This is a genomic window from Geodermatophilus amargosae (assembly GCF_900116515.1).
In the GTDB taxonomy this organism is placed as follows: domain Bacteria; phylum Actinomycetota; class Actinomycetes; order Mycobacteriales; family Geodermatophilaceae; genus Geodermatophilus; species Geodermatophilus amargosae.
Genome location: NZ_FPBA01000002.1, coordinates 471,408 through 486,021 on the forward strand (window position 1 = coordinate 471,408; position 14,614 = coordinate 486,021).

Below are 14,614 nucleotides of genomic sequence, written 5' to 3' on the forward strand. Positions count from 1 at the left end.
GGCCGGCCGCGCCTACTGTCGGCGCATGACGTACCCCGCACCCGTTCCCAGCCGGCTGACCCGCGACTCGCGCAACAAGATGATCGCCGGCGTGTGCGCCGGGATCGCCCGCCGCTACGGCATCTCCACCGGGGGCCTGCGGCTGGCCTTCGTCGTCTCCTGCGTCCTGCCCGGCCCGCAGTTCATCGCGTACCTGGTCCTGTGGGTGCTGATGCCCCGGGACGACCGCTACTGACCCGCCGCACCCGCGGCGGGCCGGCTCACCAGCTGCTGTTGCCGCGTTGGACCCCGCGGACGGCAGGGCGCACGTCGACGAGGTAGACCACGGTGGCGATGACCGCGGGCAGGCCGAGGAAGCTCATCGGCCCCTGTAGGTAGAGGATCACGGCCGACAGCGCGGTGATCGCCGCCCAGGCCGGCTTGGTGAGCTTGCCGACGGCGACGAAGCCGGCGGCCGGGCGGATCACGGCGTCGACGAACGCCCAGGCGGCGACCGCGAGCATCACCAGCCGCAGGCCCTCGACGAGCGCGAAGTCGAACCCCATGCCCGGGAGGGTACTCGCCGGGGGCGACGTCGGGCCGCTCCGACGAGGACCCCCACCCCCGGACATGACAGGGCCCCGGAGCGCAGGTGCAGCTCCGGGGCCCTGGTCAGTGGCCCCCTCCAGGGCACCGCCCCGAGCTCGCGAGGGGTGGGGAGGAGGGGGTCCTTCGTCAGTCGGTGCTCTTGGTCGTGCGGGTGCGGGTCACGCGGGCCGAGGTGCCGGTGGCGGCCTTGGTGCGGGCCGCGGTGGTGCGCTTCGCCGGCTTGCGGGCGGCCTTCGCGGTCGCCTCGTCGGCGGCCTCGGCGGTCTCCTCGATCACGGCCTTGGCCTGCTCGGCGGCCTGGTCGACGACCTTCTCCGCCTTGGCGGCGGCCTTGGTGGTCTTGCCGGCGGCCTTCTGGACCAGCGAGGTGACCTCGTTCGAGGCCTCGTTCACGACCTCGGCGGTCTCCTGGATGGCGTCCTCGACGACGTCCTCGACCTTGTCGACGGCCTGCTCGGTGCGGACCACGAAGCGGCGGACGCCGGGCTGGCGGCGCAGCTCCTGCAGGACGTCGGCGCCGCGCTCGGCCAGCTGCTCGACGGCGGCGTTGGCCTGGGTGCGGGCCTGCTCGACCAGACCGGCGACGGTGCTCACGACCGTGTCGGGACGGACGGCGACGGCCAGCTGACGGCTGTTCTCGCGGGCCTGGGCGACGGCCTGCTCGGCGCGGGTGCGGGCCTCCTTGGTGGCCAGGTCGACCTGGACCTGGGCCTCGCCGGGAAGGGCCTCGGCGCGGGTGCGCAGCGTGGCCAGGACGGTGCGGGCCTGCTCGACGGCGAGGTCACCGGCGCCGACGGCGACGAGGAGCGGGCGGCGGCTGCGCTCGGCAACCTGCTCGAGCAGGGTGGTGGCGGTGGTCATGCGGACTCCTTGGAGGGATTCGGGTCGGGTGCGGGCGGGACGCCCGGTGCGGTGCCGGCGGTGCGCGCGGGGCTCGGCGGGGTGCCCGAGACCGCGTACTCACGGACGTAGGTCTCGTACAGCTCGATCAGCACGGCCTTGTGCCGCTCGGAGAGCTGGTCGTCGGACCGGATGGCCGCGACCGTGTCGGGGTTGCCGGCCCGCCGGTCGAGGATGCCCGCCTGCTCGTAGAGCGACTCGGCGGAGATCTTCAGACCCCGGGCGATGGCGGCGAGGATCTCCGCCGACGGCTTGCGCAGCCCCCGTTCCACCTGGGACAGGTAGGGGTTGCTCACGCCCGCGGTGCGGGCGAGCTCGCGCAGGGACACCCGGGCCGCGCTGCGCTGCTCCCGGATGTACTCACCCACCTGCGAGCGCACCGCCGAGACCTGCTGGGCCTCGGCCGCGACGGTCTCCGCGACGCTGCCGGCGAGGAGGTCCACCTTCTCGCGGACCGACCTCACCTGACCGCTCACGAACTCGCCGGGGGTCTGCACGTACTCGACGGTAACCAGGGGTGCTAGCAACTGCAAGCGGTCCTGCTAGCACCGGCCCGTGAGTCCTCTCACACCCGGCGTGTCGCCGTCCGCCCGCAGGTCAGCCGGCGAGGACCGCTGCGGGCCGGACCTCGCCGACGACGCCGTCGCCGCCGGTCACGGGCGTGACGGTCCACGGGGCCAGCAGGTTGGCGTCGACCCCGAGGCGGCGCAGCGCGGCGGCGAGCAGCGGCGCCCGGCCACGGTCGCCGCCGTCGTCGAGCTTGTAGGCGATCGCGCCGCGGCCGGGCAGCGCGGCGACGTGCACGCCGTCGGCACCGCCCTTCACGAGCAGGCCGGGGACGGCGGTCATGAGCTCGGTGTCGTCCCGGCCGGTGCCGGCGACGTACCAGGGGTGGGCGCGCATCGCGTCGGCGACGGCTCGCTCGGGGCTCCCCGGCTCCGCGTCGACCAGCGAGCGCAGTCCGCGCGCGAGCCCGGTGAGCGACAGGCCGTGCTGCGGCGCACCGCACCCGTCGACGACGACCGCGGCCACCTGCTCCCCCGCCGCCTCGCCGAGCCGCGCCTCGATCGCCTGCTGCAGGGGGTGCTCGCGGTCGAGGTAGCCCTCGGTCGGCCAGCCCGCGGCCACGCAGGAGGCCAGCATCGCGGCGTGCTTGCCCGAGCAGTTGAAGGCCAGCCGCTCGGGCTCCCTGCCGGCGACCTGCCAGGCGGCGCGGGTCGGCTCGTGGCCGGGCAGCGCGGGCGGGCAGCCCAGCGCGTCGGGACCCAGGCCGGCAGCGTCGAGGATCCCCGCGGCGACGTCGCGGTGGCCGTCCTCACCGGCGTGCGAGCCGCCGGCGATGGCGAGCTCCTCGCCCGAGCGAGGCTGCCAGCCGGCGGCGAGGTAGGCGGTGGCCTGCACCGGCTTGTTCGACGAGCGCGGCAGGACCGGGCGGGCGACGTCGCCGGCCGACCAGCGCACCGCGCCGTCGGGACCCAGGACGACGACCGCGCCGCGGTGCACGGACTCCAGGAACCCCGAGCGCCAGACCTCCACGAGGACCGGTGCGTCGGGCCATGACGACATCCGAGCTCCCTCTCGGCCTCCCTGCAGGGGCCCACCGCGGGCCTGCGAGCGGTGGGCGGCAGGGAGGTCCTTGCTCAGTGCCGGCCCTCGTCGGCCAGCAGGGCGGCGACGTCGGCCTCGCCGCTGCGGTAGCGGCGGGCCAGCTCCCCGGCGAGGGCGTCCATCACCTGCTGCACGCCGCGGCGCCGCTCCGACAGCGACCCCTCGGCGGCGGCGAGCGCGCGGGCGGCCCGCTCGAGGTCGGCGTCGGGGAGGCCCGCCACGTCGGACAGGTCGACGTCGGGGGTCAGGCCGTGCACCCAGGACTCGTAGACCTCGGGCGCGGCCGGCTGCACCGTCTGGTGCCGGCCCAGGCCGTGCGCGGGACCGCGGCCCTTCTCGGCGAGGATCTCCGGCAGCAGGTCCACCAGCGAGCGCCCGTCGTGCTCCGCGCGGCGCTGCAGCTCGCGGCGGACGATGTCCAGCCGGCCCTGCAGCAGCCGCCGCGTGTAGGAGAGGTTGACCTCCTCCTGCTCGGCGCGCCGGCGCAGCCCGCGCACCTCCCCCATGGCGCGGGACTCCACGCCCTCGAGGAGGCCGGGGTCGAGCAGCGCGTCGACGGCCGCACCGCCGGCGGGCGTCGGGGAGGGGCTCACGGAGGTCACCGCCCGATGGTGGCAGACCGGACCGCGCGGACCCGGTCGCGGGCCGCCGCCCGGGTGTCGTCGACGGCCGCCGCGGCGTCGTCGGGGTCGATCGACGCGCGCGAGCCGCCCACGGTCAGGTCGGCGTCGGGGGCCACCGACTGCTTGACCAGCGCGAGCGCGACGACGCCGAGCTCGTGGTGGCGCACGACCGTGCCGGTGCGGCCCACCTCGCGGGCGCCGTTCAGCACCGGGGTGCCGGGGGCGGAGAGGTCCTCGCTGACGCCGTCGAGGTGGAGCAGGACCTGCCGCCGCGGCGGGCGGCCGAGGTTGTGCACGCGCGCGACGGTCTCCTGTCCGCGGTAGCAGCCCTTCTCGAGGTGGACGGCGCTGCTCAACCACTGCAGCTCGTTGGGGATGGTGCGGTGGTCTGTGTCGACGCCGAGCCGCGGCCGGCGGGCCTCGACGCGCAGCGCCTCGTAGGCGTCCAGCCCGGCGGGGGCGGCGCCCACGGCGGTGAGCGCGTCGGCGCGGGCGGCGACGTCGGCGCGGGGCACGAGCAGGTCGAACGCCGTCGCGCCGCCGTCCCCGAGGGGCGGCATCCGGCGCACCCAGCCGCCGTCGGGCAGGGCGGTGACGGCGTACGGGGCCTCCGGCACGGGCAGTCCGGCGGCGGCGAGCACCTCCGGCGCGCGCGGGCCGACGAGGGACAGCAGCGCCCGGTCGGCGGTGACGAGCGCGGGCTCGACGCGGAGCAGGAAGCGCATCCGGTCGAGGAAGGTCTGCAGCGCCGCGCCCGTGCCCGGCTCGACGTCGGCCCAGGTGGTGCCGCCGAGCTCGGCGAGGACCAGGTGGTGCTCGACGTGGCCGTTCGGGGACAGCACCAGCGCCTCGGCGCCGGTGCCGTCGGCGAGCCGCTCGAGGTGCTGGCTGGTCAGGTTGTGCAGCCAGGTCAGCCGGTCGGCGCCGGGGATCGCGAGCACGTCGCGGTCGCTGCGGTCGACGAGACCGGCGCCCTCGGCGAGCAGCCGCTGCTCGCGCAGGGGGTCGCCGTGGTGGGCGGCGACGGTCGTGCCCTCGGCGAGGACGGCCCCCGGTCGCGTGGCCAGCGGGGAGGTGGTGGTCATGACTGCTCCGTCACTCCTGGGGTGTCCCGGACTCTCGACAGCGGCGGCACGTGCCCGACAGCGCGACGTGCCCCACGTCCAGGGTGAAACCCAGGTCGGCGGCCAGACGTTCCGCCGCCTCCTCCAGCAGCGCCGGGTCGGCCGAGGAGATCTCCCCGCAGGAGGCGCAGACGACGTGCAGGTGCGGGTGCTCGGAGGCGTGGTAGACCGGCGCGCCCTTGCCCAGGTGCGTGTGCCAGACCAGGCCGAGGCGCTCGAGCAGCTCCAGCGTGCGGTAGACGGTCGAGGTGTCCGGAGCCGCGCCGCCGGGCCCGGCCTGTTCGCGCAGTCGCGCGCCGATGGCCTCGGGCGTGGCGTGGTCGAGCTCGGCGACGGCGGCCAGGACCTGCTGGCGCTGCGGCGTCAGCCGCAGGCCCTGGGCCCGCAGCCGCTCGGCCAGCGGGGCCGGACCGGGCTCGGTCGTCACACCGCCGAGCCTAGGAGGACCTCCGTGCCCGCCACACCCCGCACGCCCGGCGCGGGTCCCTGCGGCGAGGCCGTCAGGAGACCGCGCTGCGGGCGCCGGCCAGCACCCGCTCGAGCGACTCCAGGTGGCGGTCGGGGATGGCGTGCCCGCCGCGCGGCGGGAGGAACCGCGCGACGGTCGCACCGGTCACCTCGGCGGCGGCCGCGGCCTCGGCGCCCAGCTCCCGCACGACCGGCGCGTCGCCCCACGACCGGCTGGCCGCCAGGTGGGCCATCGCCGCGGCGCTCTCCGCGCGCTCGCCCACGCAGTCGAACGGCTTCTCCGTCGCCCACAGCTTCCGGAACCCGTCGGCCAGCGAGGGGTCGGCGAGCGGGTTGCCGCCGAACATCCCCTCCGCCTCGGCCGGGGTCAGGAAGACCGCGAAGCAGAGGAAGGTGAACAGGCACTTGTCGCAGTGCAGGCACCAGCGCTGCTCGGCCTGCCCGCCCAGGTGCCGCTGGGTGTAGGAGCGGTTGCAGCTGAGGATGTCCGCGCGCAGCGGCAGCGCGGCGACGGCGGCCACGGTGGCCAGCTCCGACAGCTGCCGGGTCAGGCTGAAGTACCCGGCGCCGACCTCGGTGGCGGCCGCGGCGAACAGGCGCTCGAACTCGTAGGACTTCGAGTACTGGTGGTTCACGCTCGCGCCGTCGACGGTGAGCGTCTCCTCGTCGGCCGACCGCTCGTTGGCGAACACCACCGGGTCGTAGCCGCCGAGGACGGCGACCAGCGTGGCGATCGAGGAGTTGATCGCGGTCACCGGCACGTGCCCGTTGAGACCGCCCTGCGCCGTCCGCTCGGCCAGCAGCGGGTCGAGCCTGCGCCGGACCTCGACCAGCGGGACACCGGCCGCGCGGGCGACGTCGCGCTGGGCGCCGGTCGGGTTGACCGCCAGCGCCGTCCCGTCGGGGATGACGACGAGCGCCAGGGCGGAGTCCTTGCCGCCGCCCACCGGCAGCAGCGCGCCGCGCCCGCCGCCGGCCGGGGCCGGTCCGGGCTCGCGCACCTCGACGTCGAACTCGACGCGGTGTGGCACCGGGAGCCGGTTCACCGCGGCGAACTCGCCGAGCCCGTGCGTGTAGGCGGCCTGCGCGACGGCGAGCTGCGCGGCGGTGAGCGGCCGCTCGACGGTGACCCGGCCGGGCGCGGCGAGCTTGTAGTAGCTGGTGCCCATGACCAGGTGCACCAGGTCCAGCGCGGCGTCCAGCTGCGCGGGCGCCGGGCCGTTCAGGAACGTCGGGTCGAGGGTGAGCCGCTCGGTGAACTCGTCGTCGCCGAGCCGGTAGGTGAAGGCGGCCTCGCCGGTCGCGGGGTCCAGGGACCGGCCGGCGACGACGAACGCGCCGGTGTCACGGACGCCCGGCTCAGAGCGCACGGACGCACTCGGCGCCGGCGTCGACGAGGATCTGCTCATAGGTGGCTGCCAACTCCTCGAAGTCGCGGAAGCGGTTGTAGCTGGGGGCGCCGGGCGAGAGCAGCACGACGCCGCCGGGGGCGGTGCCGGCGATCGCCGCCGCGACCGCCTCGGCCAGCGACGCCGTCTCGGTCAGGCGCACGGCGGCACCGGCTGCCTCCCGGCGGACGTCGTCGGCCAGCCGGGCTCCGGTGTCGGGGACGGTCACCAGGGCGACCTCCTCCCGACGGGCCACCAACGTCGCGGCCAGGCCCGTGTAGTCCAGGCCCCGGTCCTGGCCGCCGGCGATCAGCGTGACCGGGCGGCCGGCCAGCGCGTCGAGGGCGGCCAGCACCGAGACCGGCGTGGTGCTCAGCGTGTCGTCGACGAAGGTCACGCCGCCCAGCGTGGCCACCGGCGAGAGACGGTGCGGCAGCGCGCGGAAGGCCGCGACGGCGGCAGTGACGTCGTCGGCGCGGGCGGCGAGGTCGAGGCCGAGGAGCGCGCACGCGGCCAGCGCGACCTCCACGTTGCTGCGGTTGTGCGCGCCGGGCAGGTGCACCGGCTGCACGCGCGCGGCGAGGCCGGCGGGCAGCACGTCGGCGGGGTCGACCAGCTGCGCGGCGTCGAGGTGCTCCTCGGCCAGCGGCCGGGCCTGGGCGCTGACGACGACCGACCGCTCCGGGCAGGAGGAGAACACGCGCAGCTTGTCGCGGTAGTAGGTCTCCGCCGAGCCGTGCCAGTCCAGGTGCTCGGGGGCCAGTGAGGTGAGCGCGCCGCGGCCGGCGAAGTCCGGGACGGCAGCGGCCTGGTAGCTCGAGATCTCGACGACGAGCGTCCGGCTGCCCACCTCGGGCAGGACGTCGAGCAGCGGGGTGCCGATGTTGCCGGCGTGCACGGCCGGGCGGCCGGCGGCGGTGAGGACGGCGGCCGCCAGCGCGCTGGTGGTGCTCTTGCCCTTGGTGCCGGTGACGCAGAGGACCGGGACCCCCCGCGCGGCGGCCTCGGCCAGCGCGACGCCGGTGCCGGTGGTCACGAGCGTGCGGTCGGCCAGCGCCCGCGCGTCCTCGCGGTAGGGGCTGATCCCGGGCGACCGGAACACGACGTCGCAGCCGGCCAGGTCTGCGACGTCGGGGGTGGCGGCGACACCGCCCGGCAGCGTCGCCGGGTCGACGGGGCGGCTGTCGGCCACCAGGACCGAGGCGGCACCGGCCGCGAGCGCCGCCGAGACCGCGGCCCGGCCCTCGCGGCCGTGCCCCCAGACCCCGACGCGGCGGCCGGCCAGCTCGGCCGGCCGGAGGGAACGCTCCCGCGGGGGCGGTGCCGGGCGGGGGTCCACGCCGACCACTCTACGGACGGCCCGGCCCACGCACGGCGACGACGAGGCCGTGCCGATAGGCTGCCCCACGGTGTGCCGGGAAGTCTGGTCGGCGGTGTCCGACCCGACCCACCACCCCGGAGCTCCCCCATGAACGCACCACACGGCTCCACCCGGGTCTTCGCCCGCGGCTCGTGGACCGAGGCCAGCCGCATCGCCGGCGTCCTGCGCAAGGAGACCGTCGGCGGTGTCCTGCTCCTCATCGGCACGGTGATCGCCCTCGTCTGGGCCAACTCGCCGTGGTCGGCGGCCTACGAGGCCCTGCGCGACACCCGTGTCGGCCCCGCCTCGCTCCACCTGGACCTCAGCCTGGGCACCTGGGCCGCGGACGGGCTGCTGGCGATCTTCTTCTTCGTCGCGGGCCTGGAGCTCAAGCGGGAGTTCGTGGCCGGCGACCTGCGCGACCCCCGCCGGGCGGCACTGCCGGTGGCGGCGGCCGTCGGCGGCATGGTGGTGCCCGCGGTCCTGTACGTACTGCTCAACCTGGGCGGTGACGGCGGCCTGCGCGGCTGGGCCATCCCCACGGCCACCGACATCGCCTTCGCCCTCGCCGTCCTCGCGGTCATCAGCACGCACCTGCCCAGCGCGCTGCGGACCTTCCTGCTCACCCTCGCCGTCGTCGACGACCTGCTGGCCATCACGATCATCGCCGTCTTCTACACGTCGGCCCTCGCGGCGGGCTGGCTGGCGCTGGCCCTGCTGCCGCTGGCGGTCTTCGGCTTCCTGGTGCAGAAGCGCATCCGCTCCTGGTGGCTGCTGCTGCCGCTCGCGCTGCTCACCTGGGTGTTCGTGCACGAGTCCGGCGTGCACGCGACCGTCGCCGGGGTGCTCCTGGCGTTCACCGTGCCGGTGGTGCGCAGCGACGCCGCCGGCGGGCCGGACGCCGGGCCGGGGCTGGCCGAGCACCTCGAGCACCGGTTCCGGCCCCTCTCCGCGGGGATCGCCGTCCCGGTGTTCGCCTTCTTCGCGGCGGGGGTGACCGTCGGCGGGCTGTCCGGCCTGGTCGAGTCCCTCGGCGACCGGGTGGCGCTGGGCATCGTCGTTGGCCTCGTGCTGGGCAAGGTGCTCGGCATCGTCGGCGCGAGCTGGCTGGTCACCCGGTTCACCCGGGCCGAGTTCGCCGACGACCTGGGCTGGCCCGACCTGGTCGGGGTGGCCCTGCTCGGCGGGATCGGGTTCACCGTGTCACTGCTCATCGGCGAGCTCGCCTTCGGACTGGGCTCCGAGCGCGACGACCACGTCAAGGTCGGCGTGCTGGTCGGCACCCTCCTCTCGGCGCTGCTCGCGACGGTCGTGCTGCGGCTGCGCAACCGGCGGTACCGGCGGATCGAGGAGCTCGAGTCCGTCGACGCCGACGCCGACGGCATCCCCGACGTCTACCAAAGCGACACGGTGCGCGACCGGGCCGGCCACGACCCCGGCCGGAAGGTCGCGCCGCCGCCCGGGCGGCGACCGGGCGATTCGGCTGACGGCTGAACAACGCCGTTGCCGACCGCGGAACTGCGACGTACCGTCGAGGCACGCGAGAGGGGAGGTGGTCCGAACAATTGAATTCTCATCGGACTCGTGAGGTGGCTGTCCGCTAGCCGCCGTCCAGATGGGCCGATCGTTCGGAGTGGAATCCGAACGGTGGCACGTCATCGCCCGTCCGTCGTACGGCGGCGAGCGAGAACCGGACAGTCATCCGACCCCCGGGCTGCCGACACTTGTCCAGTCGGCCCGTGAGCTGCCGCCCCAGGTGGCGCCGCGGAGCAGCCCGGGGGTTGTCCGTCCCCGGGTACGGATCACCACCCCGAGATCGACCCAGACCACCGCGGGGGAGGAACGGCGGCCGTGCAGACCGCTGGGCGCACCGCGCCGGACGGCCGCTGGGTCGTCGAGGCCGTCCGCGCCGCTCCCCGTGACACCGTCGCCGCGCTCGTCCCGGCGCGCTTCGCCGCCTACGCCCGCGTCTTCCACCCCGCCGTCCGCTACGACGGCGACGACGACGTGCACGTCCGCTGGGACGAGGTCGCCGCGGCCAACGGCACCACCGCGCACCGGCTCATGCAGTGGCCCGGCATCACCGGCTCCTGGGACTACCTCGGCGAGGCCGACCAGCCCGGGCTGTGGAACGACGCCCCCGCCGAGGGCCACCTGGTCGCGCACGTCGCCCGGGAACTGGCCGCCGTCCTCGTGGAGCAGACGACGACGCCGGGCGAGTGCTGGTTCGGCTGGGACGACGGCGGCGCCGCCGACCTCCCCCGGCTGCGTCTCCCCCGCGCCGACCTGCTGCTGACCCGCGGGCCCGTGCAGCGGGCCGCCACCAACTTCGCCCCCGAGCCACGCGAGCAGAGCGCCGCGCTGTGGTGGCCGGCCGACCGCGCCTGGTGTGTCGTCACCGATCCCGCGCTCACCAGCACCTACGTCGGCGCCGGTGTGACCGCCGTCGACGCGCTGCTGGCCACCCGGCTCGAGGTGGCACCGGCCGGCCCCGGCGACCCCGTCACGCCCGACTGCGACCCGGTCAACCCCGTCGCGCCGCACGCCTAGGCCCGCGCCGGCACCGGGCCGCCGGCGGTCGCGGCGACCACCTCGTCCCACGGGGTGGCGGTCAGGCCGAAGGTGTCCGTGGTCCCGGTCGCGTCGACGACGTACTCCTGGTCGAACTGGTGCCGGACGTCGACCACCTCCCGCATCATCGGGGAGAACCAGCCGACCGCCGTGAGCACCGGCCACGGGATGCCGCTGACCGGCACCGGTGCCCGGCCCATCGCCCGGGCGAGGTCGCCGAGGGCCTGGCGCTGCGAGCGCGGCGGGGTGCTCGGCACGTGCCAGGCCCGGCCCAGCGCTCGCTCGTCGGTGCCGAGGGTCGCCAGCGTGGCCGCGACGTCGGGCAGGTAGGCCCAGCTGCGCGGCGCGTCGGGGTCGCCCACCACCCAGGCGCGGCGGCCGCGGCGCAGCGCCGGGAGCTGACGCACCAGGTGCGACTGGGTGGCCGGCACCTGCGGCCCGACGAAGTCCGCGGCGCGCGCCTCGGTCATGCGGATGCGACCGGCCTCGTGCGCGGCCAACGCCTCGCGCCACATCCCGATCCGCACCCGGCCCTTGGTGTCGGTGGCCGCCAGCGGGCTGTCGGGGCTCATCGGCCCGGCCGGGCGGCCGTAGACGTAGAGGTTGGCCATCGTGACGAGCACGGCGCCGGTGCGCTCGGCCGCGGTGAGCAGCGCCGCGGCCACCGGCGGCCAGTCGGTGGTCCACCGGTGGTAGGCGGGGTTGACCGCGTTGTACAGCGCCGTCGCCCCCTCGGTGGCCGCGGTCAGTGCCGCGGCATCGGTGGCGTCCATCCGAAGGTGCTCGACCGCACCCGCCGAGGTGCCGCCGCTGCGTGACAGCACCCGCACCCGGTGACCCCGGGCGGCCAGCGCCTCCGCCGTCGTCGTGCCCACGGGGCCCTTGCCCACGATCACATGCAGTGCCATGCCGGTCTCCTCGCCGTTTGACGAGAGCGGTGCTCTCGTTCCGGAACGACGATCTCGCACGTTCCTGCCCTCTGTCAAGATCACTGCTCTCTCTTGCGGACGGCGCTCTCGACACGGCAGGATCCGCAGGTGCCCACCGCCCGCGAGCGCGTCCGCGCCGAACTCACCGCCGAGATCGCCGGGGCCGCGCGCCGCCAGCTCGCTGAGGTCGGCGCGGCCGCGCTGTCGCTGCGGGCGGTGGCCCGCGAGGTGGGGATGGCGTCGTCGGCGGTGTACCGCTACTTCCCCAGCCGCGACGACCTGCTGACCCGGCTGATCATCGACGGCTACGACGCCCTCGGGGAGGTGGCGGAGGCCGCCGACGATCCGGCCGCACCCCTGGAGCAGCGGTGGTCGGCGGTGTGCACCGCCGTCCGCGCCTGGGCGCGCGCCCACCCGCACGAGTACGCGCTGCTCTACGGCTCGCCGGTGCCCGGCTACGCCGCGCCGCGGGACACCGTCCGGGCGGCGTCGCGGGTCGGCGTCGTGCTCGGCGGGATCCTGGGCGAGGCCGCCCGCGCCGGCCTGCTGCACGGCGACGGCGGCCGCGAGCCCGGCCTGCTCGGCGACGCCGCCGTCGAGGTCCTCGGCCAGGACGCCCCGGGCATCGACGACGCCGTCCGCGTGCGCGCCCTGCTGGCCTGGAGCTCGCTGTTCGGCACGATCAGCTTCGAGCTGTTCGGCCACCTCGTCGGGTCGGTCGAGGACGCCGACGCCTACTTCGCCCGCGTCGTCGCCGAGCTGGGCGCCCTGGTCGGCCTCGACGCGACCTAGAGCTGCGCGAGCTCCGCCTCGAGGTCGTCGAGGCCGAGCGACCCCTGCGACAGCGCCGCCATGTGCCACGCCTTGAGGTCGAAGTCCGCGCCCCGCGCCCGCTGCGCCGCCGCGCGGCCGGCCAGCCAGGCCCGCTCGCCGAGCTTGTAGCTGATCGCCTGGCCGGGCAGACCGAGGTAGCGGATCAGCTCGCTGTCGAGGAACGCCGGGTCGCTGCCCAGGTGCTCGCCGGCGAAGGCCCGCGCGAGCTCCGGGGTCCACGGCCGGCCGCGGGAGCCGGCGAGCACGCCCTCGGCGTCGTCGGGGACCGGCAGCTGCAGGTGCATACCGATGTCGATGACCACCCGGATCGCCCGCAGCTGCTGGGCGTCGAGGTAGCCCATCCGGGCGCCCGGCTCGGTCAAGTAGCCCAGCTCGTCCATCAGCCGCTCGGCGTAGAGCGCCCAGCCCTCGACGTTGGCGCTCACCGACCCGAGCGACGTCTGGTACGTCGACAGGTCGCGGGAGACGTAGGCCCACTGCGCCAGCTGCAGGTGGTGGCCCGGGACGCCCTCGTGGTACCAGATCGACACCAGGTCCCACAGCGGGAACCGCTCGCGGCCCAGCGTCGGCAGCCACGTGCGCCCCGGACGGGAGAAGTCCTGCGCCGGGCGGGTGTAGTACGGCGCCGCCGCGCTGCCGGGCGGCGCGATCATGGCCTCGACGTGGCGCACCGGCTCGGCGAGGTCGAAGTGCGTGCCGTCCAGCGCGGTGATCGCCTCGTCCATCATCGACTGCAGCCGCTGCCGGATCGCCTCCACGCCGTCGACCGCGGGGCCGTGCTCGTCGAGCCAGCGCATCGCCTCGACCGGCGTCGACCCGGGCCGCAGTGCCTCGGCCTCGGCGCGCTGCTCGCCGAGGATCCGCCGGTACTCCGACCAGCCCCAGGCGTAGGCCTCCTCCAGGCCGTTCCCCGCTCCGAGGTCCGAGCCGTTCCATCGCCGCGCGGCGATCGCGTAGCGGTCCCGGCCGACGGCGTCCGGCGTCCCCTCGGCCTTCGGCAGGTACTCGTCGCGCAGGAAGTCGCGGACCTCGGCCACCGCGGCGTCGGCGTCGCGCGCGGCGGCGTCGAGCTCGCTGCGGACCGCGTCGGGCCCGGTGCCGGCCAGGCGGGCGAAGAACGGCCCGCTCAGCCACTCGTCGAGCTGACCGACGACGGTGGACACCTGGCGCGGCGCCACGAGCAGCCCGCGCCGGGCGCCCTCGCGCAGCGTCTCGAGGTAGCCGCGGTAGGCGCCGGGCACCCGGGCCATCCGGCGGGCGACGACGCCCCAGTCGTCCTCGGTCGTCGTGGGCATGAGCAGGAAGACCTGGCGGATCGAGTGCACCGGGCTGAACAGGTTCGACAGCGCGCGGAAGCCCTCGCCGGCCTCGTGCGCGGCCTGCTCGGCGCCCAGCCGCTCGCGCAGCAGGCGGGCGCAGCGGCGCTCGACCGCGTCCCCGTCCATCGCGTCGGGGTCCAGGGCCGGGTCGGCGGCGAGGACGGCGTCGAGCTCGGCGAGCGTGCGGCGGGTCAGCTCGGCCTCGGCCTCGAGCCCGGCAGGGCTGGGGTCGGGCAGCCGGTCGTCGCCGGGGCGGGTGCCGAGCGACGTCGCCACGATGGGGTCGAGGTCGCAGACGGCGTCGACGTAGCGGTCGGCCACCTGCCGGGGCGTGCCGGCCGGCCCGGTCACCGCAGCCGCTCCAGCCGCGCCGACATCGTGGGCCGCAGCGGCGTATCCGCCCCGGCGCGGTCGATCGCGTACATGAGCGCTCCCTCGACGATGCCGTACAGGCGCACGGCACGGGTGGTCTCCGGCGCATCGGGGGTCCGGGCGACGACGTCGCTGGTCAGCTCCCAGCTCGTGGTCGTGCGCGCCGTCCCGACGTAGAGCTCGATCAGCCCGTCGGGACTGGCGACCAGCAGCTCGACGTCGTCCTCGCCGCGGGGGCGCCAGAAGCCGGACTCGCGCAGCGCCGGGCCCTCGACCCTGCCGTCGTCGCCGACGAGCCAGGTCCGCGACTCGTAGGCGAGGAAGTCACGGCCGTCGTGCGCGAAGCGCACCCACTGGCCGAAGCGGCGGTCGCCGGCAGCGTCTCCGGCAGTCGTCCCGGCGAGCACGCCCTCGCCGTGCCACTCCCCCAGCAGCGGCAGCACCGACAGCAGGCCGTGCGCCACCTCGGGGCCTTCGCGGACGTCGACGGTGTCGACGACGGGCAGGTCGGTCGGGCCGGTCACCGGCCG

At 76.0% G+C, this 14,614-nt stretch carries 16 protein-coding genes; 4 read left to right on the top strand and 12 right to left on the bottom strand.

Annotated elements, in window-relative coordinates; translation table 11 throughout:
- Window positions 1-25 precede the first annotated feature (25 nt).
- Window positions 26-235, top strand: a complete 210-nt coding sequence (locus BM414_RS04970; RefSeq protein ID WP_093578286.1) for a PspC domain-containing protein — start codon at window positions 26-28, stop codon at window positions 233-235.
- Between the two features lie 25 nt (window positions 236-260).
- Here the strand turns inward: BM414_RS04970 and BM414_RS04975 are convergent, their stop codons facing one another.
- From BM414_RS04975 to murD, 9 genes are all read right to left on the bottom strand, one after another.
- Window positions 261-545 (bottom strand): DUF2516 family protein, encoded by a 285-nt coding sequence (locus tag BM414_RS04975; RefSeq protein ID WP_093578287.1) that lies wholly within the window; start codon window positions 543-545, stop codon window positions 261-263.
- A 169-nt stretch (window positions 546-714) separates the two neighbouring features.
- A complete protein-coding gene (locus tag BM414_RS04980; protein WP_093578288.1) occupies window positions 715-1,449 on the bottom strand; it encodes a hypothetical protein in 735 nt (244 codons plus the stop codon).
- Complete coding sequence (locus tag BM414_RS04985) at window positions 1,446-1,985, bottom strand: helix-turn-helix domain-containing protein (protein ID WP_093578289.1); 540 nt, start codon at window positions 1,983-1,985, stop codon at window positions 1,446-1,448. Before BM414_RS04985 ends, BM414_RS04980 begins: the two co-directional genes overlap by 4 nt.
- A gap of 100 nt (window positions 1,986-2,085) precedes the next feature.
- Window positions 2,086-3,054: an asparaginase gene (locus BM414_RS04990; protein ID WP_093578290.1), complete on the bottom strand. Its 969-nt coding sequence runs from the start codon at window positions 3,052-3,054 to the stop codon at window positions 2,086-2,088.
- Between the two features lie 74 nt (window positions 3,055-3,128).
- On the bottom strand, window positions 3,129-3,698 hold the full coding sequence (locus tag BM414_RS04995) for an RsiG family protein (RefSeq protein ID WP_245784489.1): 570 nt from the start codon (window positions 3,696-3,698) through the stop codon (window positions 3,129-3,131).
- Entirely contained in the window at window positions 3,695-4,804 is a 1,110-nt protein-coding gene (gene ygfZ / locus BM414_RS05000; RefSeq protein WP_093578291.1) for a CAF17-like 4Fe-4S cluster assembly/insertion protein YgfZ, read from the bottom strand. Before ygfZ ends, BM414_RS04995 begins: the two co-directional genes overlap by 4 nt.
- Before the next feature lie 10 nt (window positions 4,805-4,814).
- Window positions 4,815-5,270 (bottom strand): Fur family transcriptional regulator, encoded by a 456-nt coding sequence (locus tag BM414_RS05005; RefSeq protein WP_093578292.1) that lies wholly within the window; start codon window positions 5,268-5,270, stop codon window positions 4,815-4,817.
- Window positions 5,271-5,343: 73 nt separating this feature from the next.
- Window positions 5,344-6,681 carry a MurL-like N-terminal domain-containing gene (locus tag BM414_RS05010; RefSeq protein ID WP_093578293.1) on the bottom strand — a complete coding sequence of 446 codons (1,338 nt, stop codon included), beginning with the start codon at window positions 6,679-6,681 and terminating at the stop codon, window positions 5,344-5,346.
- A complete protein-coding gene (murD, locus tag BM414_RS05015) occupies window positions 6,671-8,038 on the bottom strand; it encodes a UDP-N-acetylmuramoyl-L-alanine--D-glutamate ligase (protein WP_175551414.1) in 1,368 nt (455 codons plus the stop codon). Before murD ends, BM414_RS05010 begins: the two co-directional genes overlap by 11 nt.
- Before the next feature lie 129 nt (window positions 8,039-8,167).
- Here murD and nhaA point away from each other — a divergent pair, with 129 nt between their 5' ends.
- A complete protein-coding gene (nhaA, locus tag BM414_RS05020) occupies window positions 8,168-9,553 on the top strand; it encodes a Na+/H+ antiporter NhaA (protein ID WP_093578294.1) in 1,386 nt (461 codons plus the stop codon).
- A 357-nt stretch (window positions 9,554-9,910) separates the two neighbouring features.
- Window positions 9,911-10,609 (top strand): hypothetical protein, encoded by a 699-nt coding sequence (locus BM414_RS05025; protein WP_093578295.1) that lies wholly within the window; start codon window positions 9,911-9,913, stop codon window positions 10,607-10,609.
- On the opposite strand, the gene BM414_RS05030 is transcribed toward BM414_RS05025, so the two are convergent.
- Complete coding sequence (locus BM414_RS05030) at window positions 10,606-11,538, bottom strand: NAD-dependent epimerase/dehydratase family protein (protein WP_093578296.1); 933 nt, start codon at window positions 11,536-11,538, stop codon at window positions 10,606-10,608. The two genes, BM414_RS05025 and BM414_RS05030, sit on opposite strands and share 4 nt — an antisense overlap.
- Window positions 11,539-11,667: 129 nt before the next feature.
- On the opposite strand from BM414_RS05030, the gene BM414_RS05035 reads away from it, so the two are divergent.
- Window positions 11,668-12,351 (top strand): TetR/AcrR family transcriptional regulator, encoded by a 684-nt coding sequence (locus BM414_RS05035; RefSeq protein ID WP_093578297.1) that lies wholly within the window; start codon window positions 11,668-11,670, stop codon window positions 12,349-12,351.
- Here BM414_RS05035 and BM414_RS05040 read toward each other — a convergent pair.
- Complete coding sequence (locus BM414_RS05040; protein ID WP_093578298.1) at window positions 12,348-14,063, bottom strand: DUF885 domain-containing protein; 1,716 nt, start codon at window positions 14,061-14,063, stop codon at window positions 12,348-12,350. The two genes, BM414_RS05035 and BM414_RS05040, sit on opposite strands and share 4 nt — an antisense overlap.
- Window positions 14,060-14,608, bottom strand: coding sequence for a heme-binding beta-barrel domain-containing protein (locus BM414_RS05045; RefSeq protein WP_093578299.1), 549 nt, complete (start codon window positions 14,606-14,608; stop codon window positions 14,060-14,062). Before BM414_RS05045 ends, BM414_RS05040 begins: the two co-directional genes overlap by 4 nt.
- Window positions 14,609-14,614 lie beyond the last annotated feature (6 nt).

Bases quoted from the DNA above. Each gene is read 5' to 3' on its own strand.
- BM414_RS04970 (WP_093578286.1), top strand. From the start codon at position 26: ATGACGTACCCCGCACCCGTTCCCAGCCGGCTGACCCGCGACTCGCGC.
- BM414_RS04980 (WP_093578288.1), bottom strand. From the start codon at position 1,449: ATGACCACCGCCACCACCCTGCTCGAGCAGGTTGCCGAGCGCAGCCGC.
- BM414_RS05030 (WP_093578296.1), bottom strand. From the start codon at position 11,538: ATGGCACTGCATGTGATCGTGGGCAAGGGCCCCGTGGGCACGACGACG.
- nhaA (WP_093578294.1), top strand. From the start codon at position 8,168: ATGAACGCACCACACGGCTCCACCCGGGTCTTCGCCCGCGGCTCGTGG.
- BM414_RS04990 (WP_093578290.1), bottom strand. From the start codon at position 3,054: ATGTCGTCATGGCCCGACGCACCGGTCCTCGTGGAGGTCTGGCGCTCG.
- BM414_RS04975 (WP_093578287.1), bottom strand. From the start codon at position 545: ATGGGGTTCGACTTCGCGCTCGTCGAGGGCCTGCGGCTGGTGATGCTC.
- ygfZ (WP_093578291.1), bottom strand. From the start codon at position 4,804: ATGACCACCACCTCCCCGCTGGCCACGCGACCGGGGGCCGTCCTCGCC.